Source organism: Colwellia chukchiensis, assembly GCF_002104455.1.
GTDB lineage: Bacteria > Pseudomonadota > Gammaproteobacteria > Enterobacterales > Alteromonadaceae > Cognaticolwellia > Cognaticolwellia chukchiensis.
Window position 1 is genome coordinate 357755 of sequence record NZ_NBOC01000002.1, and the last position, 23101, is coordinate 380855.

20 protein-coding genes and 4 tRNA genes are annotated in these 23101 nt (G+C 42.3%); 11 read left to right on the plus strand and 13 right to left on the minus strand.

Translation table 11 applies throughout. From position 1 onward, the window contains the following. Positions 1-49 precede the first annotated feature (49 nt). The 9 genes from B6K83_RS05075 to B6K83_RS05115 all read right to left on the minus strand — a co-directional run bounded on the left by B6K83_RS05075 (position 50) and on the right by B6K83_RS05115 (position 10083). Positions 50-634, minus strand: coding sequence for a HupE/UreJ family protein (locus B6K83_RS05075; RefSeq protein ID WP_085283874.1), 585 nt, complete (start codon positions 632-634; stop codon positions 50-52). A 69-nt stretch (positions 635-703) separates the two neighbouring features. Further along, positions 704-1342 (minus strand): urease accessory protein UreG, encoded by a 639-nt coding sequence (gene ureG, locus B6K83_RS05080; protein ID WP_085283875.1) that lies wholly within the window; start codon positions 1340-1342, stop codon positions 704-706. 29 nt (positions 1343-1371) lie between these two features. After that, positions 1372-2100, minus strand: a complete 729-nt coding sequence (locus tag B6K83_RS05085; RefSeq protein ID WP_233143796.1) for an urease accessory protein UreF — start codon at positions 2098-2100, stop codon at positions 1372-1374. Next, the gene (gene ureE, locus B6K83_RS05090) at positions 2060-2560 is read right to left on the minus strand and encodes an urease accessory protein UreE (RefSeq protein ID WP_085283877.1); all 501 of its coding nucleotides are present in this window, start codon (positions 2558-2560) and stop codon (positions 2060-2062) included. Before ureE ends, B6K83_RS05085 begins: the two co-directional genes overlap by 41 nt. A 19-nt stretch (positions 2561-2579) precedes the next feature. Then, entirely contained in the window at positions 2580-4283 is a 1704-nt protein-coding gene (ureC, locus tag B6K83_RS05095) for an urease subunit alpha (protein WP_085283878.1), read from the minus strand. After that, positions 4283-4615 carry an urease subunit beta gene (locus tag B6K83_RS05100; RefSeq protein ID WP_085283879.1) on the minus strand — a complete coding sequence of 111 codons (333 nt, stop codon included), beginning with the start codon at positions 4613-4615 and terminating at the stop codon, positions 4283-4285. Before B6K83_RS05100 ends, ureC begins: the two co-directional genes overlap by 1 nt. A gap of 10 nt (positions 4616-4625) precedes the next feature. Next, positions 4626-4928: an urease subunit gamma gene (ureA, locus tag B6K83_RS05105; protein WP_085283880.1), complete on the minus strand. Its 303-nt coding sequence runs from the start codon at positions 4926-4928 to the stop codon at positions 4626-4628. 294 nt (positions 4929-5222) lie between these two features. After that, entirely contained in the window at positions 5223-6137 is a 915-nt protein-coding gene (locus tag B6K83_RS05110) for an urease accessory protein UreD (RefSeq protein WP_085283881.1), read from the minus strand. Between the two features lie 451 nt (positions 6138-6588). Beyond that, a complete protein-coding gene (locus B6K83_RS05115; protein ID WP_085283882.1) occupies positions 6589-10083 on the minus strand; it encodes a hypothetical protein in 3495 nt (1164 codons plus the stop codon). A gap of 251 nt (positions 10084-10334) precedes the next feature. On the opposite strand from B6K83_RS05115, the gene B6K83_RS05120 reads away from it, so the two are divergent. From B6K83_RS05120 to B6K83_RS05165, 10 genes are all read left to right on the plus strand, one after another. Next, positions 10335-10769 carry a regulatory protein RecX gene (locus B6K83_RS05120; protein ID WP_085283883.1) on the plus strand — a complete coding sequence of 145 codons (435 nt, stop codon included), beginning with the start codon at positions 10335-10337 and terminating at the stop codon, positions 10767-10769. A 34-nt stretch (positions 10770-10803) separates the two neighbouring features. Then, positions 10804-13428 carry an alanine--tRNA ligase gene (alaS, locus tag B6K83_RS05125; protein ID WP_085283884.1) on the plus strand — a complete coding sequence of 875 codons (2625 nt, stop codon included), beginning with the start codon at positions 10804-10806 and terminating at the stop codon, positions 13426-13428. 606 nt (positions 13429-14034) lie between these two features. Further along, complete coding sequence (gene csrA / locus B6K83_RS05130; protein WP_085283885.1) at positions 14035-14235, plus strand: carbon storage regulator CsrA; 201 nt, start codon at positions 14035-14037, stop codon at positions 14233-14235. A gap of 205 nt (positions 14236-14440) precedes the next feature. Next, positions 14441-14532 (plus strand) — tRNA-Ser (locus B6K83_RS05135). Positions 14533-14676: 144 nt separating this feature from the next. Next, positions 14677-14753 (plus strand) — tRNA-Arg (locus tag B6K83_RS05140). Positions 14754-14887: 134 nt separating this feature from the next. Next, positions 14888-14964, plus strand: a tRNA-Arg gene (locus tag B6K83_RS05145). A gap of 204 nt (positions 14965-15168) precedes the next feature. Next, positions 15169-15245, plus strand: a tRNA-Arg gene (locus B6K83_RS05150). 404 nt (positions 15246-15649) lie between these two features. After that, complete coding sequence (locus tag B6K83_RS05155; RefSeq protein ID WP_085283886.1) at positions 15650-15919, plus strand: OadG family protein; 270 nt, start codon at positions 15650-15652, stop codon at positions 15917-15919. 9 nt (positions 15920-15928) lie between these two features. Further along, positions 15929-17710, plus strand: coding sequence for a sodium-extruding oxaloacetate decarboxylase subunit alpha (oadA, locus tag B6K83_RS05160; protein ID WP_085283887.1), 1782 nt, complete (start codon positions 15929-15931; stop codon positions 17708-17710). An 8-nt stretch (positions 17711-17718) separates the two neighbouring features. Beyond that, positions 17719-18846, plus strand: coding sequence for a sodium ion-translocating decarboxylase subunit beta (locus tag B6K83_RS05165; protein WP_085283888.1), 1128 nt, complete (start codon positions 17719-17721; stop codon positions 18844-18846). A 60-nt stretch (positions 18847-18906) separates the two neighbouring features. On the opposite strand, the gene pdxH is transcribed toward B6K83_RS05165, so the two are convergent. Next, positions 18907-19560, minus strand: coding sequence for a pyridoxamine 5'-phosphate oxidase (pdxH, locus tag B6K83_RS05170; protein ID WP_085283889.1), 654 nt, complete (start codon positions 19558-19560; stop codon positions 18907-18909). Positions 19561-19696: 136 nt separating this feature from the next. Next, entirely contained in the window at positions 19697-19876 is a 180-nt protein-coding gene (locus tag B6K83_RS05175; RefSeq protein WP_085283890.1) for a PA3496 family putative envelope integrity protein, read from the minus strand. 378 nt (positions 19877-20254) lie between these two features. On the opposite strand from B6K83_RS05175, the gene B6K83_RS05180 reads away from it, so the two are divergent. Continuing rightward, a complete protein-coding gene (locus B6K83_RS05180) occupies positions 20255-22462 on the plus strand; it encodes a GNAT family N-acetyltransferase (RefSeq protein WP_085283891.1) in 2208 nt (735 codons plus the stop codon). Between the two features lie 3 nt (positions 22463-22465). On the opposite strand, the gene B6K83_RS05185 is transcribed toward B6K83_RS05180, so the two are convergent. Continuing rightward, positions 22466-22681: a hypothetical protein gene (locus tag B6K83_RS05185; RefSeq protein WP_085283892.1), complete on the minus strand. Its 216-nt coding sequence runs from the start codon at positions 22679-22681 to the stop codon at positions 22466-22468. Further along, entirely contained in the window at positions 22671-22877 is a 207-nt protein-coding gene (locus B6K83_RS05190; RefSeq protein ID WP_085283893.1) for a hypothetical protein, read from the minus strand. Before B6K83_RS05190 ends, B6K83_RS05185 begins: the two co-directional genes overlap by 11 nt. Between the last annotated feature and the right edge of the window lie 224 nt (positions 22878-23101).

The following is a 23101-nucleotide window of genomic DNA, read 5'->3' on the forward strand; positions in this document are numbered from 1 at the left end:
CTAGCCATCAAATTATCCTCATGGGGAGTAAAGGATTAATGGCTAAGTTTTATCCCGCTGCGAGTACGCCACCAATAACCGCAACAACACCACCTAGCGTGCGACTGATGCGATTGTCGGCTTTTAACATCAGAGCACCTAAACCGCGACCAATAAAGGTAATGACTAAAGTGGCGATGACAAAGCCAGCCATATAGCTAACTAAGCTAGAGCCTACTGCCATTTCTGTGCCATGGGCATAACCGTGTGTGATCATAAACATCACTACCAACACACCACCAATTGCGGTAGGTAGTCTGGTCATGGTGGCAATTAAAATGCCCGCTAGTAGTACCGACATGGCAATACCCATTTCAATGCCAGCTAAGTTCAAGCCGCCCCAAGCGAGCGCTGCACCTAACACCATACCACCGACGACAAATAACGGTGTATTGCGTTTCATCACGGCATTTTGACGAATACTCCAAAATCCAATGGCTGCCATGGCAAGCAGGTGATCAAGTCCCATAAGCGGGTGTAATAAGCCACTGAAAAAGTTGCTGTGAATATCTGCGCCATGTCCTGGATGTGCAATTGCGGTACTTGCAGTTAGCAAAAAGGCTAGCGACATGATTACTTTGTTGATGACTTTCATGGTGTTCTCCAAATATTTATTCTATTGACTAAAAAGTTATTAAATTGTTATTTTTTAAGTGATAGCGCTTTAGGCGGTACAGTCCATTTTTTCAGGCCTACGTTCTGGCAACATACCTTGCTTTAAGATAAAACTGATGATTTCTTCTAAGCCAACGCCATCGTATAGATTGGTAAAGACAAATGGGCGTTCACCGCGCATTTTTTTAGAGTCTCGTTCCATAACATCTAATGAGGCATGGACATAGTCGGCGATATCAATTTTATTGATGATTAGTAAATCGGATTTAGTAATGCCTGGTCCGCCTTTACGTGGAATTTTATCGCCTGCGGAAACGTCAATAACATATAAGGTGAGGTCGGAGAGTTCAGGGCTAAAGGTGGCTGATAAATTATCACCGCCAGACTCCACTAACACTAACTCTAGTTTTGGGTGACGCGCTTGTAAATCGTCAATCGCGGCTAGGTTCATTGAGGCGTCTTCGCGAATAGCCGTATGGGGACAACCACCGGTTTCTACGCCCAAAATACGATCAGCTGGCAATGCATCATGTTTAAGTAAAAAATCAGCATCTTCTCGGGTATAGATATCATTGGTGACCACGGCAATGTTGTAGTGATCTTTAAGGGCTTTACATAACTGACGCAGTAGGGCAGTTTTGCCTGAGCCAACTGGCCCGCCAACGCCAATTCTTAAACAGTGTGTCATAGTTATTATCCTTCTATAAGTGTAATTTGTTAACTTCGAAATAATCTTGAGTATTGGGTTTCATGCAAAGCACTGCCTAGCGCTAAACCAGGCATTATTGGGCCAATTTCATTGTCAGGTAATGCTAAGGCTGAATCGACAGCAAGCACTAACTTAGGACGTAATTGCTCGGTTAAAATTTGCGCTGCAGTATGACCTAATGGCATAGCTTTACATGCCACCGATAATTGATTTTCTAACCAAGCCCAAGCAAAGCCCAGAATACTCTGGCGTACAGGTATTTGCCTTTTGTGTGCTGCCCAAGCAAAAACGGTGACATAGCCAGGTGACGAAGGCAGGCCATCACTTGTTTTAGGGGCTATCGCTAAGCTAGTGAGTAGTCGCATTAACGCTAGACCAAGTCGGGTATCCTCATCAGTTAACTCTGCGGTTTCTCGATTGGCATGTAAGTATTCATTCCAATAAGCTAGGCCCTTGCTATCGCCTTTGGCCCAGCAACTTTGTAGTCGCGCTAATATAGGTAATTCACAACGACTTAAGCCATCATCTAACACACCTTCAAGCCATTGCCCTAACTCTTGTTCATTACGCACCCAACCAAGCTCTAAAGCACTTTCTAAACCTTGAGACCAAGCAAAAGCCCCTATCGGTAGTGCAGGACTTATAAGTTGCATTAACCCTAATAATGCTAAGTCGTCGGCCTTATTGGCTTGGTGGTTAGTGTGCATGATCATGGGCCCTAGCAGATGTGTGATCATGACTATGCTCCCGACCTGCGTGAGCATAGGCGCCAGACTCAGGATCAAAAGGCGCTTGATGGTGTACCAATGAGGCACCCAGTAAAGTCGCTAATTCTTCAAGTACATGATCGGGTGGAAAGCGCACCCAATGTCTGCCGTCATCGTCGACACCAATGGCCAGTGATACATGACGGTTACCCAAGTGATAACATAGTCGTGCTAATGGCAAACCATTGTCGATATAGGCTGTGGTAACATCTTCATTAGCAGCACAAACTTTAATCACTTCGCCATTGCGTGCTTGTAATAACGCACCGTGTCGCAGTACTGGGCCTCGGTCCAAAAACAAGCCAACGTCGCGATTGGCGTCAGTTGTCGCTTTTAGGCGGCCTCTAATTCGCAACTCATAAGGCAAAGTTAAAGTATCAGCTATGTCACACTGAATATCGGCATCAAGCCTTTTGATTAATTCAAGCATTTTTTATCCTAACAACGATTTAAAACAAGTGATAACGCTGAGTTAGTGGTAACTCAGTCGAAGGTTCGCAAGTCAGTAATACGCCATCGGCGTGTACTTCATAGGTTTGTGGATCGACAGTGATCTCTGGACAAGCATCATTAAGCTTCATGTCGCTTTTACGCATTTGTCGAACATTTTTTGCTGCGACGAGCTGGCTTTTAAGGCCGAGCTTTTCCTCTAATCCAGTGTTCATTGCCGCTTGGCTGACAAAGGTAATGCGCGTTGCGGCAGCTGCTCTACCGAGGGCACCAAACATGCGACGATAGTGTACAGGTTGTGGTGTCGAAATGGCGGCGTTTGGATCCCCCATAGCGGCGCCAGCTATCATGCCGCCTTTTAAAATAATAGCCGGTTTAACGCCAAAAAATGCCGGATCCCAAAGCACTAAATCAGCCAACTTATCCACTTCAATAGAGCCTACTTCATGGCCTATACCGTGGGTAATGGCGGGGTTGATGGTGTATTTTGCAATGTAGCGTTTGACGCGAAAATTATCGGTACCGCGAGCTTCATCCTCTGGTAATAGACCACGCTGAACACGCATTTTATGTGCCGTTTGCCAAGTGCGACAAACTACTTCACCGATACGTCCCATTGCTTGTGAGTCTGATGACATCATAGAAATTACCCCCATATCATGAAGGATATCCTCGGCAGCGATAGTTTCACGACGAATACGAGAATCAGCAAAAGCTACGTCTTCTGGAATATTAGGGTCTAAATGGTGACATTCCATTAACATATCTAGATGTTCATCAATGGTGTTAATAGTGTATGGCCGAGTTGGATTGGTTGACGAAGGCAAAACGTTAGGCATAGAACAAGCGACGATGATATCTGGGGCATGACCACCACCAGCACCTTCGCTATGGTAAGTGTGGATACAGCGGCCTTTAAATGCTGCAATCGTATCTTGCACAAAGCCGCCTTCATTAAGGCTATCGGCATGGATCGCGATTTGTATGTCATACCGGTCAGCGACATCAAGCGCATTGCTTATAGCGGCAGGGGTTGCGCCCCAATCTTCGTGAATCTTTAAGCTCATGGCACCCGCTTCGACTTGTTGCTCTAAAGCTTCTGGCGTACTGGCGCTGCCTTTGCCAAGAAAACCGATATTAATCGGTAAATCATCAACCGCTTGCATCATTTTGCCCAAATGCCAAGGCCCTGGGGTATGGGTTGTTGCTACCGAGCCTGTTGCCGGCCCTGTGCCACCGCCAATCATAGTGGTGAGACCACTCATTAGCGCTTCATCAACTTGTTGCGGGCAAATGTAATGCACATGAGTATCTACTCCGCCCGCGGTAAGAATTTTGCCTTCGCCGGCAATAATCTCAGTACCTGGACCAATGACAATATCAATATCAGGCTGGGTGTCTGGATTACCCGCTTTACCTATGGCAGCAATGCGGCCGTTTTTTAAGCCGACATCGGCTTTGACTATACCCCACCAATCAATAATAATCGCATTGGTGATCACGGTATCCATTACTGCATCGTCACAGCGTTGGCTTTGCCCCATACCATCACGGATGACTTTACCGCCACCGAAAACCACTTCTTCACCATAATGCGTATGGTCGTGTTCTATTTCTATCCAAAGCTCAGTATCACCTAGGCGGATTTTGTCACCTGTTGTTGGACCATATAAATCGGCGTACGTTTGACGGGAAACTTTCATTATTCTTTCTCCTGTGTCGGCGTTTTATCTATTGGCCCCATTACATCACCATGAAAACCATAAAGTTGGCGAGCACCTGAAAATGGGATCAAAGCGACTTCGCGACTTTGGCCCGGTTCAAATCGGATAGCTAAACCTGCAGCAATTGCTAAGCGGTAGCCATAGGCTTTTTCACGATCAAAACGCAGCGCGTGATTGGTTTCGGCAAAATGATAATGAGAGCCAACCTGCACAGCGCGATCTCCTGTATTTGCGACACTAATTGAAATGCTTTCGCGGCCAACGCATAACTCAATGTCTCCACTTTGTAACTGATATTCACCAGGGATCATGATGGTCTCCTTAGACAATAGGGTTGTGAACAGTAACTAGTTTAGTACCGTCAGGAAAAGTTGCTTCAACCTGCACAGACTCGACCATTTCCGCGACACCGTCCATAACGTCATCACGGGTTAAAATCTCACGTCCTGCGCACATCATTTCGGCGACGGTGCAACCTTCTCGTGCACCTTCCATGATGGTACAGCTGATCAAAGCTACCGCCTCTGGATAATTGAGTTTTAATCCTTTGGCTTTGCGGCGTTCGGCTAGCAGCCCGGCCGTAAATAACATTAATTTATCTTTATCTCTGGGTGTCAATTCCATCGCTAACTCCTTTGTTTTCGATGTCACTTTGTTAAGGGTCATTGTTTTGTAGACGCAACGAGTACTTGCCAACATCTAAGGCAACGGCGTAAAAATAAAATTCGTCATATCCGCTATATTGAAAGTTTGCGGTGTTAAAGCAATTGCGCAACAGTAAGTGCAAAAATTTTAAACTAACTTTACTGTTACTATTATCGTTACTTAGTCGTAATCGATTGTGTCATTTGTTAATACCCTAGGCTGTGATGCGCAGGGCTTTCTCTACTACAGCCAAGAGAAGCTTGTGCTGTAAAACTATGTCAACCAAATGCGTGGAGTGGTCGCTTGATGCCCAGTAAGTAAAGGGCGAAGAATGTTTCTAGCTTGTTGGAACAAGTCCCAGACTTGGTTCCGCTCATGACCAAGGTAACGCAATAACAGTACGCCACGCCTAAAGGTTACCGCCCATTGATTAGTGGCAGGTAGTTGTTCTCGTAATGCCATAATGGCTTCGTTCGGATCGTCTAAGCCAACAGTCCACAAAGTTGCGTGCACTGTAGTGCCGCCTTGTCCCCATTTACCGGAAAACCGGCGATGGTTTGGATCTAACGCCTGACGCTCTAGCCATAATGGTCGATCGTTTTGACTAAGCTGAAAGCGCTGCTCTATATGCCCCTTGACAAAAGGTAGATCACTTGCCGGGCGGCCCAAACAAAGAATTTCCCAACCTATGCATTTTGCATGTTGCGCTAAATCAATATTAAAGTTTTGTACGCCAATAGAGCCGTCAAAAGCCAGTGTTTCTTGTGGCAGCCATTCTAGAATAGCGCCGTCAGCCACTTTTAAAATGGTATTCTGGCTCCAAGCAACATCATTACTGTCGGCTTTATACAGCTTATTAGCTGACGGTGTTGTCAGTAAGGTATGTGCATTTTCGGCGACATTGACTTCTACTTTCAGAGCATCGCCGCTCACTAAGCCGCCGGGTGGATGCAATAAATAAACATGGCAGCATCCGGCACGGCCTTCTGGATAAAAAGGTCGTTGCACGCGTAAAGGCCCATAATGGCGGGCATGGTTCATGCGGGTAATGCGAGTATTACTGTTATTTGTAGGGTGGCTACCAAAACCTAGTGTTAACGAAGCGGCCCAATGGCGGTTGGCATCAAAGCGATGTCCGGATTCCGCAACAACCTGTTGACTAACAGGTAAAGATGAAAAAATCGTCATGCAAAAAAACACCTATTTTTTAAAGCCCTGTACCTAACATTTCAATACAAGTGTCAGGCATAATTTTAAACTGTGGGCTATGGGCACGAATATATCAGCATGGTCTATTGATTTCAATCAAAAAAAGTTAAAAAAATCAAAAAAGTTAAGTACTGACTTAGCTCTGTTTCTCAAAAAATACTAATCGCTGCTTGAGTATGTATTTAGCCGCAGAATTTACCTATAGCTCGTAAACAATTAAGTAATTTTATTCAGTATAGTTAAGCCTTAATGATTAGCCAGTATGTTGATGAAATTACTGGTGATAACTCTGATTGAAATTGTTTTTATTTGCTTTAAATCGCCAGTGTTAAAGGCGTTGGAGCTAGGTCATTAAGCATAAAAAAAACCGCATTATTGCGATTGCGGTTTTTTATGCAGGAGTGTAGTTTGTTTTATTAGCTACTCGGGGTTAGGGGTGGGAACGTAAACTTAACGTCGCTGTCGCTGCGTCATAAATTAGCAGTCGCTGAAAATCAGGCATGAGGTAACTTTCTGCTGAACCACTGGCAATGACCTCAGACCAAAGCTCGACTTGCGCTCCATTATATTTACTGTAAGTAAGCCCTTGATTCGGATCAAAACGGTAGTAATAGCTATTGTCACTTGTATCTATGGTGGTATTAAACGTTTGCACATTTGCATTGCCATGCAGAAGGCCATTATCAGTGTAGTTGCTGCCATCAAACACCGCCCATTCACTTACACTATTAGCGGTATAAATGGTCAAACCATTAGCACTTAAAGCAAATGCTGCTAAGTTAGTAAACGCGCTATTGACGTAGCTAGGCTGTTTAATAGCGGTGACCATATCACTTGCATAAGCATTATAAGTTAACTTAAAGCGCTCGAGTGAGGTTGTTGAAGGGTTCAAGGCCATTACTAGGTCGGTGTTGCTTGCTTGGGCGATAGTCGAGGCGAAAAAAGTATTTTCTCGATCCCAATATTGACGCACTAAGTTAAGGTCAGCAAATTCCAGAGTTTGGGTGATCACTACTGGCGCACCTGCAACCATTTTGATCATGATAGGACGATATTCAATCGTGATAAGATCACTGTCAATTTGATTAAACTGGTAAGTGCTTAAGTCAAATTGATAATGATTAACTCGGCTTTGCTCATTACCGTCTTCATCGAAATAGCTCTCGCTATTTGAGGCTAATAACATTGAGCCATCAGGGTGAATAACTAAATGCGTTAAATCAACATTGGCTAACGGTGATGCGGTCGAATTGACTAAGGCGCCGGTAATGACATGATAAGTGTTGAGTTTGTCACCGCTAGCAATGTAAACATAAGGCCTCATGGGGTCGAGTACTATGCCGGCGTTATTATAGCTAATATCTGAAATATCAATGTCGGTACTATCATCGGCACCTTTATTGAAAGTAACATTAATGCTGCCTGATAGCGCTGCATCTGCGTCAATCGATGACAGTGTGATAACTGCAGTATGTAAGCCATCTGTTGGGATATTAGCGGGCACGCCGGTTATGGTTAAAGTGTTATTGTCGGCATCGGCAGCTAAAGATAACCAATTGACGTCAGTGTTGGCTTGCCAGGCAATGTTACTTTCACTGTTTGATAATATATTCACCGTATGGGTTAGTGTTTGTTCAGTGGCTAAGCTATTGAAAGCAAGCGCAGGGTAATTACTGCTTAACCTAATTGCATCTATGGCTAGCTCAACCGTGATCACTTTTGTTGTGCCACTTTCTGGGTCAAAAATGGTGATACTTGCGGTCATTAAGCCCCAGCCGGTGATTAAACTTTCATCAATATCTATTAGTATTGACTCGCCATTTTCATCACTTTGTGTTGTTAGTATTAACCAAGGTGCACTTGCTGTTGCCTGCCATCCTGCACCAATATTTGCGAGTATCAGCTCTTGTTGTGGGATATTAGTGTCACCAAAATTACTGCTAAATAATAAGGTATCTGCTGAGCTGCTAAATTGACTTAAGGTAATAACATCGATGCTGTTAGCGGCCGCTGATGGTAATAACGCTCGACTATCACCATTGGCAATCAGTAATTGACTTGGCTGTTTAGTGCCTAAATCAATGCTATTAGCAATGGTTTGTTGTTGATTATAAACGTCAATCTTGAAACCTTGCTCAGCCTCAAACCTAACATAATGCGGGCGATCGTTTTTACTATAAGCGAGCGCTAAATTAGTGATTGCTTCATCGCTAGTTAGCACGCCATTATCAGTAAAGGTGTCACCATTAAAACTTATCCACTGGCTAGTTGGGCTTATTGCGTAAATATCTTTTTCATCAGCAGTTACAAAAAAATCACTAATTTGATCGGTTTCTGCTAACAGCTCAGGACGATAACTGTGGCTAATTTCAGTAGTGATAGGAATACGGCCAAAATCATTAACCTTAGCTTTTATGCGTTTGATTGACATCTGTTCTTCAGGCGTGCTGATATCAAGGGCAAATAAATTTTGTGTTTGCTCAGCAACATTAAACGCACGGGCCAAAAAGGCGTTGGCATTATTAAACCCTAGCCGGTTAAGGTTTTGGTCAGCATATTCTAAGATTGACGTGGTGACAAAGTAACGACCGTCAATTCGGATGAACTTCACGGGTTCGCTATTGATATTTACGTCGTCTAATTCAACAACGCTCATATCGGCTAAATCTATTTGGTACCTATGGGTAATTATTTCATTGGTATCTTCATCAACAACCTTAGTTTCAACGGCTTTTGCTAACAGCATGCTCGCGTCAGGGTGAATAATTAGTTGTTCTAACAGGGTTTCTTCTGGTGCGATCACCGTAGTAGAGAGTAATTCATTACTGTATAAGTGATAACTGCGAAGTTCATTGCTTGTTGCGACATAATATTGTGGTAATAAGGGGTCGATCACTATGCCATTATTATTGACGTCAAGCTCAAGTGTGGTGTTTTCAGTTACCTTATCTGACTTATAAAAACTAACGTTTATGGTGTCGCCAATCGCCGTGGTTTGTTGATTTGGTGTAATGGATATACTGGCTAGGCTAGTACTATTATTGGCTAAATTGGTACTATCGACAAGGATAGTTAATTGATTGGTTTCAGGGCTTGGCGTTAAGGTTAACCAATTAGCGTCGGTGCTTGCTTGCCAACCCCAAGGTAAAACACTGTTTGAATTGATATGGATGGTGGTTTGTTTGTTACTAATGTTCGCGGTTTCAGCTAAGGCAATCGTGGCGCTATCGGCAAATAAATGAATATTATCTAACGCTAATTCAACAGGGTAACTGGTAGTTCCTAATGGGCTTGTGATGTCGATAGTACCAGCGTACAAGCCGGCACTAGTTAAGTCACTGAGTTTAGGGGTTGCTAATATTGTGGTAACGCCATCAGCAAAGCTTTTTTCAACATTAAGCCAAGGAACCGAACTTGTTAACGTTAAATTATCTTCGCTAGCACTTAATTGAATTGACTTGCTAGCTATACTGTCGACACCATAAGTATCCGCAAAACTGAGCATCTGCCAAACCAATAATGAAACGTTTATATCGGCATGGGCAAGGTTTGTGGTTGTTGTATCGCCGCTTGATAGCCTTAAGGTAGTCGCGTAGAGATCGGGAGCTACTCGATGAGCATTCACCACATCAATATGAATAGTGGCCGAGTTGTCGGTTAAGTTTTCAACACGATACTCAAGCCAACTGACGGGATTTGCTGTGGGTGCAAAGCCGAGTAATAAGCCATTACCATCAAAATTTACCTCAATGCTAATGCTGTGAGTTTCTTGCTGTAAAAACTCATTGGTAAAGGCTACCGATGATATGGATGTACTGACACTATATACTGGCGCCTTTTCATCTGAGCCGCCGCAAGCTTGTAAAAATAGTGAGCTAAATAAAATAACCAAAATTAAACGCATGTTGTTAATTTGTCCCGTCATACAGGTCCCTGTTTTTTATTAAGAGCAAATACTAGCTTTTGAGTACTACTATTGCTTTTGTTTATCGCCGCACGTTAACTTTAGTTTGCGCGATCATTAACATAATGTAAAAACTTATCACCCTGATTACAATCTTTTTACCTGTTATGAAAACAACAAAAAGTTTACTGTGGTTGTTTGCGGGCCAATAACAGGTAAAATGTTGCGCAAAATTATACTAAGTTAATCAAAACATTTAGAGCCTTTTATCATTGAATAAAGCACTTTTAAAAACAGCGATGGCGTTAATATCTCGTCGAGAGCATTCATATTACGAGTTAGCGCAAAAACTGCGCTTGCGTGACTATTCAAGTGATGAAATAAACGTTGTTTTAGACGACCTGATAGCCAGAAACTATGTGAATGATAAGCGCTTTGCCGACAGCGTGTTTCGGCGCCGAGTCGAGAAAGGTTATGGTTACACCTATATAAAAAATGAATTAGTGCAAAAGGGCGTTAGTGAAAATATTGCCCAAGAATTAGCAAGAAATTATCAAATAGATTGGTATCTTCAAGCAGAGCTTGCGTATAATAAGCGCTTTGGTGCGTCCCTGATAAAAGATCAAAAAGATAAAGCAAAAAGATTGCGCTTTATGCAACAGCGTGGTTTCTCATTAGATGAGATCATGACACTATTACACGCGTAAACAGAATTAATTTTTCGAAAAGTTGGAAATTCAAATGATTGAGACTAGTGCCCAATTGCGTCAGGCATTTTTAGATTTTTATGCAGCTAAACAGCACCAAATCGTAGCGAGTAGCTCGCTTGTGCCAGGTAATGATGCAACTTTATTATTCACAAACGCTGGCATGGTGCCTTTTAAGGATGTTTTCCTTGGTACTGACAAGCGCAGCTATAGTCGCGCGACTTCCTCACAACGCTGTGTGCGTGCCGGCGGCAAACATAATGACTTAGAAAATGTTGGCTATACCGCGCGTCATCATACTTTTTTTGAAATGCTCGGCAATTTTAGTTTTGGTGATTACTTTAAAGAAGAAGCCATTACTTATGCGTGGGAGTTTTTAACAACAGTTTTAGCTTTACCAAAAGAAAAGCTTTTGGTGACCGTCTACGAAAGTGATGATGAAGCGTATAATTATTGGTTAAATAACATAGGTGTACCAGCAGAAAAAATTATCCGTATTGGTGATAAGTCAGCGGATAAAAAGTATGAATCGGATAACTTTTGGTCGATGGGTGATACCGGCCCTTGCGGCCCATGCTCAGAAATATTCTATGATCACGGTGAAGATATTTTCGGTGGACCGCCTGGCTCTGCCGATGAAGATGGTGATCGCTTTATCGAGATTTGGAATTTAGTTTTTATGCAATATAACCGTCACGCTGACGGCACCATGGAAAACTTACCCAAACCGTCAGTAGATACAGGAATGGGGTTAGAGCGTATTTCGGCGATAATGCAAGGAGTACACAGCAACTATGAGATAGACATCTTCCAAGCATTGATACGCGATACCGCTAAATTGCTTGCGTGTGATGATTTAGAACATAAGTCGTTGCGTGTTATTGCCGATCATATCCGCTCATGTAGCTTTTTGATCACTGATGGTGTTATGCCGTCAAATGAAGGGCGCGGATATGTGTTGCGCCGCATCATTCGCCGCGCTGTTCGCCATGGCCACAAATTAGAAGCCAAGTCATTCTTCTTTCACAAATTGGTAGCCTCTCTCGCCGAGCAAATGGGGCAAGCGTACCCAGAATTGGTCCAGCAACAGGAAACGATTGCCAAAATCTTACGCATTGAAGAAGAACAATTTGGCCGTACACTTGATCGGGGGATGACGCTATTAGAAGACATTCTCGCTACGCTTAAAGGGGATACCATCGCCGGTGCTGACGTTTTTAAATTGTATGATACGTATGGTTTTCCAGCCGATTTAACCGCCGATATTGCCCGTGAGCGCGATATTAAAATAGATCATGACGGCTTTGATGCCGCGATGGCTGAGCAACGTACACGCGCCCAGAAAGCGAGTCAATTTGGTACAGATTACAATGAAGCGTTAAAATCAGCACATCATACGGAATTTAACGGCTATACCCAAAGTGATATGACAGCGACAGTTATTGAGCTTTTTAACAGTGAGTCCTCAGTTACCCAGTTAAATGCCGGTGACAGTGGCATAGTGGTGTTAGATAAAACGCCTTTTTATGCTGAGTCGGGTGGTCAAGTGGGTGATAGCGGAGTGCTATTTATTGGTGACGGTAAATTTGAAGTTACAGACACCTTTAAATTAGGTAATGCTTTTGCCCATCAAGGTATTGCTCATCATGACATTGGCCTCAACCAGAGTGTTAAAGCACAAATCAATACCGAACGTCGTGCGGCAATCGTTAAAAACCATACGGCTACCCATATACTTCACGCTACCTTGCGTAAAGTTTTAGGTGAGCATGTGACGCAAAAAGGCTCATTATGTGACGCTGAAAAGCTCCGTTTTGATTTCTCGCACTTTGAAGCTGTAACAGCAGAAGAATTAAGCACCATTGAAAACATGGTGAATGAACAAATTCGCTGTAATTTAGCGCGCGAAACTAGCTTAATGGCAATTGACGAAGCTAAAGCAAAGGGCGCAATGGCTTTATTTGGTGAGAAATATGACGATGAAGTGCGCGTTGTAACCTTAGGTGATTTTTCCACTGAGCTTTGTGGTGGTGTCCATGTTGAAAGAACGGGCGATATTGGTTTATTTAAGATAGTGGCAGAGTCAGGTATCGCTGCAGGTGTGCGCCGAATTGAGGCCGTTACTGGCATCGCGGCACTAAACTACTTAGCGCAACAAGAGCAAACGCTTAACGCTATTGCCACCTTAGTTAAGGCTGACCAAAACAATGTGGCAAGTAAAGTTGAGCAAGTTATCTTACGCAATAAGCAGTTAGAAAAAGAAATAGCTCAATACAAACAAAAGCTTGCCAGTCACGCGGGCGCTGACCTTATCAGTCAAGCAGCAGAAATAGCCGGTGTGAAGGTGTTGATCGCTAATTTAAACGGTGTAGAAGCTAAATCATTGCGCGGTATGGTTGATGAGTTAAAAAATAAAATGAGCTCTGGCATCATTTTACTCGCAACTGCCAATGATAATAAAGTCAGCTTAATTGCTGGGGTGAGTAAAGATTTAGTTTCACAAGTTAAAGCCGGTGAACTCGTTAATATCGCCGCACAAGAAGTTGGCGGCAAAGGTGGTGGCCGCCCAGATATGGCGCAAGCTGGCGGTAGTCAACCAGAAAACATTGCGGCAGCGCTAACCGCCGCAGAAACTTGGTTAAAAGATAAGTTAAACTAAAGTCATGCTTTGGCGCGCTTGAGCGCGAAAAACTATGTATTATTTAAAAGCAGCGTTTACGCTGCTTTTTTATAAACAATTTATCGATAAGTGATATTTATTTGTCTATTTTAGGCCTCTACGCACCTGAAATAGTAATTAATTTAGGCTTTACGTTATCAAGGGTGATCAAACTTGCTTAGCAAGTAAAAAGTAGATTGGTTAGATTAGCTGACTATTAACCTTGAAAATACCTTGTCTGCTTAAGCGCTATTAAATACCTAATTTGAACTATTTGTAAACAGTGTGTTAATAAATGTAAAAACAAGTCATTTTATTGAAATAAACTTACTTATAATTACAAAAAACTACGAATAGAGTGTTTATTGTTTCAACAAGATTGTTAAAATGCACACTTATTACTACAAATGCCGACTAAGTTTTAAAATAAGTTATTTTTTTATTCACAGTTCACTTCAAAAGTGTGCAGGCTTGCCATGTTCGATATGAATTTTAGTAACTTATTGTGATATTTAGTGCGCTTTTGTAAAAATTAGACTAAATTTAATTTGTGACTAGCTTATATATATTTAGTGGATCTCGTTTTTATACATAAAGGAAATTAAGATGTTAATTTTAACTCGTCGAGTTGGTGAAACTTTGATGATCGGAGACGACGTCACAGTGACAGTGTTAGGGGTAAAAGGAAACCAAGTTCGCATTGGTGTCAATGCACCCAAGGAAGTATCAGTTCATCGTGAAGAAATATATATGAGAATACAATCTGAGAAAGGCGAGTCAGAGCCATCAGGCAATAAATTCGATTAGTATCTTTACTTAAAAAAGCCGACGATAGTCGGCTTTTTTGATCTTGTCATTTAAATATATTGTGATTTTATTTATCACTTTTTTGTCAATGAATGTTTGAAAAATGAGCGTGTTGTTTGAATTCTCGTCAAACAGTTAAAAAATAGAAATAAATGCCGAAAAAAGTTTGACTTATTTTTTTAATCCCTTATTATTCGCACCCATTGGAGAGGTGGCCGAGTGGCCGAAGGCGCTCCCCTGCTAAGGGAGTATCTGGTTTATCCCGGATCGAGGGTTCGAATCCCTCCCTCTCCGCCATTCTTTTTGTTTGGCATCGTTGGAGCATCGATATTACAATAGCTCGTATGAACGTAAAGACTATTTACTAGGTCGTTTACCTAAGGAAATAGTAGCTAGTTCATTATCTATTAAACTAGAGATATAAAAAATAAGTTTAAATTAGGACGCGTAGCTCAGCTGGATAGAGTACCTGGCTACGAACCAGGCGGTCGCAGGTTCGACTCCTGCCGCGTCCGCCACTTTTCTTTAAGTGGCTAAAGAAAAAAGATTAGCTAGTATTAAAGCTAATTAAAAAATAAATATGTGACATATATTGAATAGTAATTTAATGTTTGTCTATCTTGAATCAAGATATAAAATAACGATTGACCGCGGACGCGTAGCTCAGCTGGATAGAGTACCTGGCTACGAACCAGGCGGTCGCAGGTTCGACTCCTGCCGCGTCCGCCACCTTGAAGAAACCAGTCTTATGGCTGGTTTTTTTTCGTCTACTGCTTGCTAGTGTTGATATTTAAGTGCTTAACCTTCAAGCACTGACTAGTAGTTGCTATTTGCGCTAGATAACTTATCTAACGCAAATAGCGACGAACTCGACGATAATTAAGGTTTGTTATCTCCTAAATATGAGATATAAAAAATAAATATGTTTATTGCGGACGCGTAGCTCAGCTGGATAGAGTACCTGGCTACGAACCAGGCGGTCGCAGGTTCGACTCCTGCCGCGTCCGCCACCTTGAAAAAACCAGTCTTATGACTGGTTTTTTTTCATCTATACTCACATTGCTGAGTTATTGCGCTTAATGTCGCACCTCCTTAACGAAACATTCTCAATATTGCCCAAAGTTTTTAGCTAGTAAGAAGTTGACGAACTGGTTATGTTATCGAATATTGCATACAGTATAACGTGTTGTTTTTTCTTCTTAACATAGTTATGAAGAAAGACTTTTCATATGTATACAAAATGCTTGATATACTATTTTTTATACAAAAATAGCGAAATGTTATTAAATTTAGCGCTTTTTATCGGTATTTATCACTTGACATTATTATATTTAACACATTTTTGAAAATGTGTTTGCTTTTTGTACATTGGAGTGATTATTCTAATTATATAAAAACTACTAGAGAGTATGAAATGGAAAATCATCAAGCGCTATTTCTTGAAGCTGGCACGTTAATGTTGGCCGGTATGATATTTGTCTTTGCTTTTTTAGGCTTACTGATTGTTTTTATTAACGTTGTACTAGTTAAGTTAGCTAAAAAATATCCAGATACCATAGTAAAAAGCCGGCCTACAAGTAAAAAAAACAATAACAAAACAGACGGTAGCATTAATCCAGCAGTAGTGGCTGCCATTTCTGCTGCTGTTTCGCAATATCGTCAACAACAATCAACACAGAAATAGGATTTAATCATGACCAAGCCCTTAGGAATCACAGAAGTTGTTTTACGTGACGGCCATCAATCGTTACTTGCTACTCGCTTGCGATTGGAGGATATGCTACCCATCGCTGCTAAAATGGATGAAATTGGTTTTTGGTCCATTGAGTCCTGGGGTGGTGCGACCTTTGACTCATGTATCCGCTATTTAGGTGAAGATCCTTGGCAACGTATTCGTGCCTTAAAAAAGGCAATGCCAAAAACTAAGCAACAAATGTTATTTCGCGGACAAAATATTTTAGGTTACCGCCATTACGCCGATGATGTGGTGGAGAAATTTGTTGAACGTGCACATGTTAATGGTATTGACGTATTTCGTATTTTTGATGCCATGAATGATGTTAGAAACCTACAAACCTCGATTAAAGCAGCGGTAAAAGTTGGTGCCCATGCCCAAGGTACGCTTAGTTATACCGAAAGCCCAGTACATACGCTTGAAGGTTGGTTAACGATGGCGAAACAGCTTGAAGATATGGGCGCGCACTCTTTATGCATTAAAGACATGGCCGGCTTGTTAAAACCTTATGACGCGGCAGAGTTGATCGGGCGCTTAAAAGAAACTGTCGCTTTACCCATAGCATTGCATTGTCATGCCACAACCGGGCTAAGCATTGCCACACATATGAAAGCCATTGACAGTGATATTGATGTTATTGATACCGCGATCTCTTCAATGAGTATGACTTATGGTCACTCACCCACAGAAACGGTAGTGTCAATTGTAGAGGGCACTGAGCGTGATACTGGTCTAGATATGGTTAAGTTAGCAGAAGTAGCGGCATATTTTCGCGAAGTTCGCGAAAAATATGCACAGTTTGAAGGCAGCTTAAAGGGCATAGATGCGCGGATATTATTAGCTCAAGTGCCCGGTGGCATGTTAACGAATATGGAAAGCCAATTAAAAGAGCAAGGTGCTGCAGATAAACTCGATCAGGTATTAACTGAAATACCTAAAGTGAGAAAAGATCTTGGTTATATTCCGTTAGTGACACCAACCTCGCAAATCGTTGGCACGCAAGCGGTTTTGAATGTTTTAACGGGTGAGCGCTATAAGTCAATCACCAAGGAAACTGCCGGGGTGTTAAAAGGTGAATACGGTAAAACTGCTGCTGAGGTTAGCCCAGATTTACAAGCGCGTGTACTCGATGGAAAAGAAGCAATTACCTGCCGCCCAGCCGATTTACTTGATCCTGAAATGGATAAGTTAACGGTTGAGTTACAGCAAATTGCGGATGAGAAAAATATTAGCCTAGCCAATGACAGCATAGACGATGTGCTTACTTATGCGTTATTCCCACAAATTGGCTTGAAATTTTTAGAAAACCGTAATAATCCTGATGCTTTTGAACCAGCACCAACTAAAGCAGCGGCAAATACAACCCCCGCACCAGCACAAGGTAAAAATAGTCCCAATACTGGACCAGAAAGTTATTCGGTTAGTGTTGACGGCAAAGTTTATGATGTTGTGGTTGCTGCCGGCGGCGCCATTGAAAATATTCAAACGAGCACTGCTGCGCCGACTAGCACGGAAAGTACCGCCAACGGTGAAACATTAAAGGCACCATTAGCCGGCAATATTTTTAAGGTTTTGGTTAATGAAGGGGATGAAGTAGCGGCTGGGGAAGTTGTGATCATCATGGAAGCAATGAAAATGGAAACTGAAATCCGCGCCAGTGTCGCAGGTGAAATTGCAGCCATTCATACCCGTGAAGGTGACGCTGTTGCTGTCGGTGATACATTGCTAAGCATGAAATAGGATAACTGATGGAATCATTAAAAGTATTGTGGATGTCCACTGGCCTAGCTAACTTTGAATTAGGTCAAGTGATCATGATGTTGGTGGGTAGTAGTTTACTTTATTTGGCGATAGCCCGTAATTTTGAACCGTTATTATTAGTGCCTATGGGCTTTGGTGCCATTTTAACCAATATTCCAGTTGCCGGCTTTTCTGAAGTTGGTGGGCTATTACACTATATCTACTATGTCGGTATTGATACCGGCATCTTCCCATTATTGATTTTTATGGGGGTAGGTGCCATGACGGATTTTGGCGCGCTGATTGCTAACCCGAAAACACTCTTGTTAGGTGCAGCGGCACAATTTGGTATTTTTGCGACCTTATTTGGCGCTATCGCACTTAACTTTGTCGGCTTAGATTTTTCTATGAAAGATGCCTCAGCTATTGCCATTATTGGTGGTGCTGATGGTCCAACGGCAATATTTTTAGCATCAAAATTAGCGCCAGATTTACTCGGCGCGATAGCGGTTGCAGCATACTCTTATATGGCTTTGGTGCCCATTATACAACCCCCAATTATGCGGGCATTAACCACAGAGCAGGAACGTAAAATTGAGATGGCGCAATTACGCCATGTTACGAAAGTTGAGAAAGTAATTTTTCCTCTTGGCGTATTATTAATGACGATATTTTTCTTGCCAGCCGCCACGCCGTTAGTGGGGATGTTTTGTTTAGGTAACTTAATGCGAGAGTGTGGCGTGGTTGACCGTTTAAGTTCAACTGCACAAAATGAGTTGATCAATATTGTGACGATATTTTTAGGCCTAGGTGTCGGCTCTAAATTAAGTGCCGAGCAATTTCTTAATACAAAAACCTTAGGTATTCTCGCCTTAGGGGCGGTGGCATTTTCTATTGGCACGGCAACAGGGGTATTAATGGCGAAATTGATGAACAAGCTTTCAAAAGAAAAAGTGAACCCACTGATCGGTGCGGCTGGTGTTTCAGCTGTACCTATGGCAGCGCGTGTTGCGAATAAAGTAGGGCTAGAAGCCAACCCTCATAACTTTTTGTTAATGCATGCCATGGGGCCAAACGTTGCCGGTGTCTTGGGCTCGGCGGTAGCGGCGGGCATCTTATTGGCGTTGGTAGGTTAACGGTTAATTAAGCAGAAAAAAGGCAGCTAAGCTGCCTTTTTTATTGTTGTTTTACCGTGTTTAAGGTTGCAATTTGAAGTTACGCCAAGCATTATCCGTGCGCTCAAAACACACTCTATCATGTAAGCGATTTGCACGTCCTTGCCAAAACTCTAGGTAATGTGCTTTAACTCGCCACCCACCCCAAAACTCAGGTAACGGCACCGCTTTACCGGCAAATTTTTTGGTATAATAATCAACTCGCGCTGCTAACTCAGTGTCTGATTCAAGCGTATGGCTTTGTCGTGATGCCCATGCGCCAATTTGACTGCCGCGATCACGGCTGTGGAAATACGTTGCTGACTGCTCAGCACTGACTTTTTCTACACTGCCTTCAATACGAATTTGGCGTTGTAGAACATTCCAGTGAAACAGCAGTGCCACCTTAGCATTAGCATTTAATTCAGCACTTTTTCGGCTGCCATAATTGCTATAAAAGACAAAACCATCGTCATCATATTCTTTGAGTAATACCATACGGCAACTGGGCTGTCCTGCTTGGTTTACACTGCTTACTGACATAGCTTCAGGTAATAAAATACCGGATTTATTTGCTTCATCAAACCAGAGTTTGAATAAAGCCATAGGATCGGCATTTGTGTCGATTTCTGGTAAAGGTAAGGCTACACCCTGGCCAAAGGTGAATAAGCAACGCAATTTTTCAATAAATGTCATAATGGCGGTAATTAAGTGTCGGATATAGGGGGTTATAATAGCAGTTTTAGGGCTGAAGCCTAGGGTAATATTGGATGAATGTTAACAATAAATTGGCATTTATTTGTGTCAATTTATTGCTCCATTCAGCTAATAATTACAGCTCCCAGTCTTCAGAGTCATCGAGTAAGGCTTTTAGGCGTTTTCGCTCGAGTAACTCATCGATGCGTTTTCTAACTTCGCAGGTATGGGCGGCTTTTTCGCTCTTAGGTAAATCTTGCTCGAAACCATCAGGCTCGTCTTCTGGGGGCGTTTCGTCTATTAATTCATCAGTCATATTTTTATACCTACGCCATTGCAGTGCTTGCTGCAATGCCAGTCTGTAGTGGCTAAGTGGCCGTTTAATTCTCGTCAAATGTGATATACAGGGGAATTATTACCAATATTGCATCGAATGTGATCGTCACGAGATTTAAAGATTAGCAATTGCTATATCGCGGCTATAAATTGACGACTTCTTCATTGAACATAGGCAACTCGCGGCGGATTTTCAACTAATTAAATATTCATTTCAACAAAAATATTTACCGGTTTGTGCTAGCTGCTGATTTTATGAGCCAAATATACTCATGGTGAGTTATTTAGCTTTGTACAGTGCTCTGTTAGACTTGTCTTACTTGCTCTCACCCGATATACAGCGAATGGTTAAAGGTTAATGTCGATAACACAATACTCAATCTGGTATCAACAACTACAGCAACAAGCGTTAGCCCGTCGATGGCGAAATTTAGTGGTATTGCAAGGAGATGAAAACTGGCTAGTAGCGCACGTTGAACTCAGCATTCGTCAGTGCTTTTTGGCATCGTCAAATGATAGCAGTAATAAAGAAGGTCTTGTTTACGGTGATCTAACGCTAGGTCATGCTGGCGCAAAATTAACGGCGGTTGATAGCAAAAGCTATCGTCAATATTTGGGTACAGAGCAACAGGCTGTGGTGTTTAAGGTATCGAGCCAAGGCGAAGGTGCTGAAAAAAACGTTGATATTGACGCGGTTGCGGCGTTGTCTGGCACGATAGTCGCTGGCGGTGTGTTGTTACTATTAATGAGTCAAGTACAGGGGCAAGTAAGTAATACAGTATTTAGTAATGACTACTTTTTCCAACGATTTTACCGGCAAATACAAAGCAATCATTGTTATTTAATACGTCAACAAGATATTGAGCTACCCACCATAATGGGGGGGGATAGCAAAGGCTTTACAGGTTCAAAACGCGCTGGCAACGACACTTCGCTCAAGCAAAAGTTGCCGTATGGCTGTGTTACTCAAGAGCAAGTGTGCGCAGTTGAGGCAATGTTAAAAGTGCTGACGGGACACAGAGATAGACCGCTAGTATTGACTGCAGATCGCGGCCGAGGAAAATCAACTGCCTTAGCGCTGGCGGCGACGCAAATGTTACTTAACGCTAAGCAACCATTAACTATTATTATTACCGCCGCCAATAAACAAGCGTTACGAGTATTTTATTCTCAACTTGAACAGCAACTAGGCAATATTGAACACGAAAAAAACCGCATCAAACATGCCAATGGTTGCATTGAATTTCATGCGTTTGATGCACTGTTACAGCAGCACCCTAAAGCCGGTATTGTTATGGTTGATGAGGCAGCTGCGTTACCTGTTTATCTATTACAACAATTGTTAGCCCATTACCACCGCTTGATATTTGCCAGCACGATTCACGGTTATGAAGGTGCTGGGCGTGGTTTTGCCATACAATTTCGCCGTGTATTACAAAAGCTCAGGCCAAACTGGCGGCAATTACATATTCAAGAGCCAATTCGCTGGGCCAATGATGACCCTTTAGAGCAGTTTATATTTGATAGTTGTTTGCTAAACGCACAGTTGCCGATTTATGACCAGCTAGAAACTACGCGCGTAAGCACTGGCGATGTGAGTGTTCAGCGGTTAGATGTCGCCAAGTTGCTCGACAATGAAGGTCTGCTGCGGCAAATATTTGCAGTACTGGTCACCGCCCATTACCAAACATCGCCCAGTGATTTAAGGTTGTTGTTAAATAACTCGGCAGTGTCGTTATTTGTTTTAACACGCGCAAATGCTGTGCTCGGGGTGGCATTGTTGATGCAAGAAGGGCAGGCGAGTGAAAAACAGATCCAAAGCGTTCAGGCTAGTCAGCGACGATTGCGCGATCAATTTATCCCGCAGTCGTTATTGGTTCATTGCGGTACTAAAGATAGTTTTAATTATTGCTATCAACGTATAATGCGTATTGCTATTCATCCACAGTGGCAGCGTAACGGTTTAGGCCAGTATTTTTTAAGGCAAATTGAGCAAGATATATGCGCACAAGCGGGTCATTTTATCGGTGCGAGCTTTGCGGCTAATGCCAGTTTAGTGTCGTTTTGGATACAAGCAGGTTTTGCTGTAGCGCGGCTTGGTTTTAATAAAGATCAAGCCAGTGGTGAGCATTCTTGTTTAGTGCTAAAAGCACTCGATAACAATGCACAAGTGTTTCAAACGACTGTCGTTGAAGCTTTCTATATGCAATTTGACCATTGGCTTACCGATGAGTTTAAGCAGTTAGCGCCAACTTTAGTTTGGCAAATACTAAACGCCAATCAAGCGTTAAAAGCCAAAACGCTTAGTCCGAGTGTGCTGCACAGTGTCAGCGACTTTATTTTAGCGCAGCGACAGTTTAGTAGCTGTGTTTATAGCCTACATAGCTGGTTGCTAAAGCATTGCACCACAGCATTTGATCCCGATGTATTACCCCTAATTGCGCGCATATTGCAAAAGCATAGCGTTGCGCAGGTTTGTCAGCAATATGGCTTTAGCGGCAAAAAGGCCTTAACGCAGCATCTGATCAACTATATAAGTCGCCACCAGGCGCCGCGTTTATCCTAGTGTCTAGCGACATTGGGATAACCAATAAGCCCTCACTTTATAGTAACTGCCTGGTGTTTTGCTGAGATCGATAAAATCTTGATGTTGCATGATGGCATTAATAATGACGCATATTTTGCTTAATAAGGCTTGATTATAGCACTGGCGATAGCTCACGATAGTTGCCACTAGACGCTTTTCTAATTCATTGATATCAATAGTATTAAGCCTAGTACTCATACTGTGACTCCGTGCGCGGCAACGTGACACTTAAGTTAAGTAGTGACTGCCATAAGGTTTTTCGAGCATTGTTATCTAAGCACTTAACATTGTTTCCTGTTAAGGCACCAGAGCGAATTAATTGCGCGAATAAACTTGCTGGAATTTCAAGCTGAGCATTGCCATTAACGCCTGCACTGTATTGTCTAAATCCCATGATTTTGTCCTTGTAGAATGAGCCTATAAATCACTTTAATAAAAATTATACTTAATTGCAAATGATAATTATTTGCATCTAGGGTGTGCAAGGTTTGTGGTGTACGCAATGCCTTAGTTATTTCATCTTATGGGTGAATTAGCGGTTAAGTAAAAAAACAATAACTTTCGATTTACTTAGGTTTCTTGTTAAGGGTAAGGTGTAAGCCTGCATTAGTATTTTAG

What these genes read in the sequence shown, in the direction of transcription:
- B6K83_RS05075 (WP_085283874.1), bottom strand. Translation starts at nt 634, where the DNA reads ATGAAAGTCATCAACAAAGTAATCATGTCGCTAGCCTTTTTGCTAACT.
- ureG (WP_085283875.1), bottom strand. Translation starts at nt 1,342, where the DNA reads ATGACACACTGTTTAAGAATTGGCGTTGGCGGGCCAGTTGGCTCAGGC.
- B6K83_RS05085 (WP_233143796.1), bottom strand. Translation starts at nt 2,100, where the DNA reads ATGATCACACATCTGCTAGGGCCCATGATCATGCACACTAACCACCAA.
- ureE (WP_085283877.1), bottom strand. Translation starts at nt 2,560, where the DNA reads ATGCTTGAATTAATCAAAAGGCTTGATGCCGATATTCAGTGTGACATA.
- ureC (WP_085283878.1), bottom strand. Translation starts at nt 4,283, where the DNA reads ATGAAAGTTTCCCGTCAAACGTACGCCGATTTATATGGTCCAACAACA.
- B6K83_RS05100 (WP_085283879.1), bottom strand. Translation starts at nt 4,615, where the DNA reads ATGATCCCTGGTGAATATCAGTTACAAAGTGGAGACATTGAGTTATGC.
- ureA (WP_085283880.1), bottom strand. Translation starts at nt 4,928, where the DNA reads ATGGAATTGACACCCAGAGATAAAGATAAATTAATGTTATTTACGGCC.
- B6K83_RS05110 (WP_085283881.1), bottom strand. Translation starts at nt 6,137, where the DNA reads ATGACGATTTTTTCATCTTTACCTGTTAGTCAACAGGTTGTTGCGGAA.
- B6K83_RS05115 (WP_085283882.1), bottom strand. Translation starts at nt 10,083, where the DNA reads ATGACGGGACAAATTAACAACATGCGTTTAATTTTGGTTATTTTATTT.
- alaS (WP_085283884.1), top strand. Translation starts at nt 10,804, where the DNA reads ATGATTGAGACTAGTGCCCAATTGCGTCAGGCATTTTTAGATTTTTAT.
- csrA (WP_085283885.1), top strand. Translation starts at nt 14,035, where the DNA reads ATGTTAATTTTAACTCGTCGAGTTGGTGAAACTTTGATGATCGGAGAC.
- B6K83_RS05155 (WP_085283886.1), top strand. Translation starts at nt 15,650, where the DNA reads ATGGAAAATCATCAAGCGCTATTTCTTGAAGCTGGCACGTTAATGTTG.
- oadA (WP_085283887.1), top strand. Translation starts at nt 15,929, where the DNA reads ATGACCAAGCCCTTAGGAATCACAGAAGTTGTTTTACGTGACGGCCAT.
- B6K83_RS05165 (WP_085283888.1), top strand. Translation starts at nt 17,719, where the DNA reads ATGGAATCATTAAAAGTATTGTGGATGTCCACTGGCCTAGCTAACTTT.
- pdxH (WP_085283889.1), bottom strand. Translation starts at nt 19,560, where the DNA reads ATGACATTTATTGAAAAATTGCGTTGCTTATTCACCTTTGGCCAGGGT.
- B6K83_RS05175 (WP_085283890.1), bottom strand. Translation starts at nt 19,876, where the DNA reads ATGACTGATGAATTAATAGACGAAACGCCCCCAGAAGACGAGCCTGAT.
- B6K83_RS05180 (WP_085283891.1), top strand. Translation starts at nt 20,255, where the DNA reads ATGTCGATAACACAATACTCAATCTGGTATCAACAACTACAGCAACAA.
- B6K83_RS05185 (WP_085283892.1), bottom strand. Translation starts at nt 22,681, where the DNA reads ATGAGTACTAGGCTTAATACTATTGATATCAATGAATTAGAAAAGCGT.
- B6K83_RS05190 (WP_085283893.1), bottom strand. Translation starts at nt 22,877, where the DNA reads ATGGGATTTAGACAATACAGTGCAGGCGTTAATGGCAATGCTCAGCTT.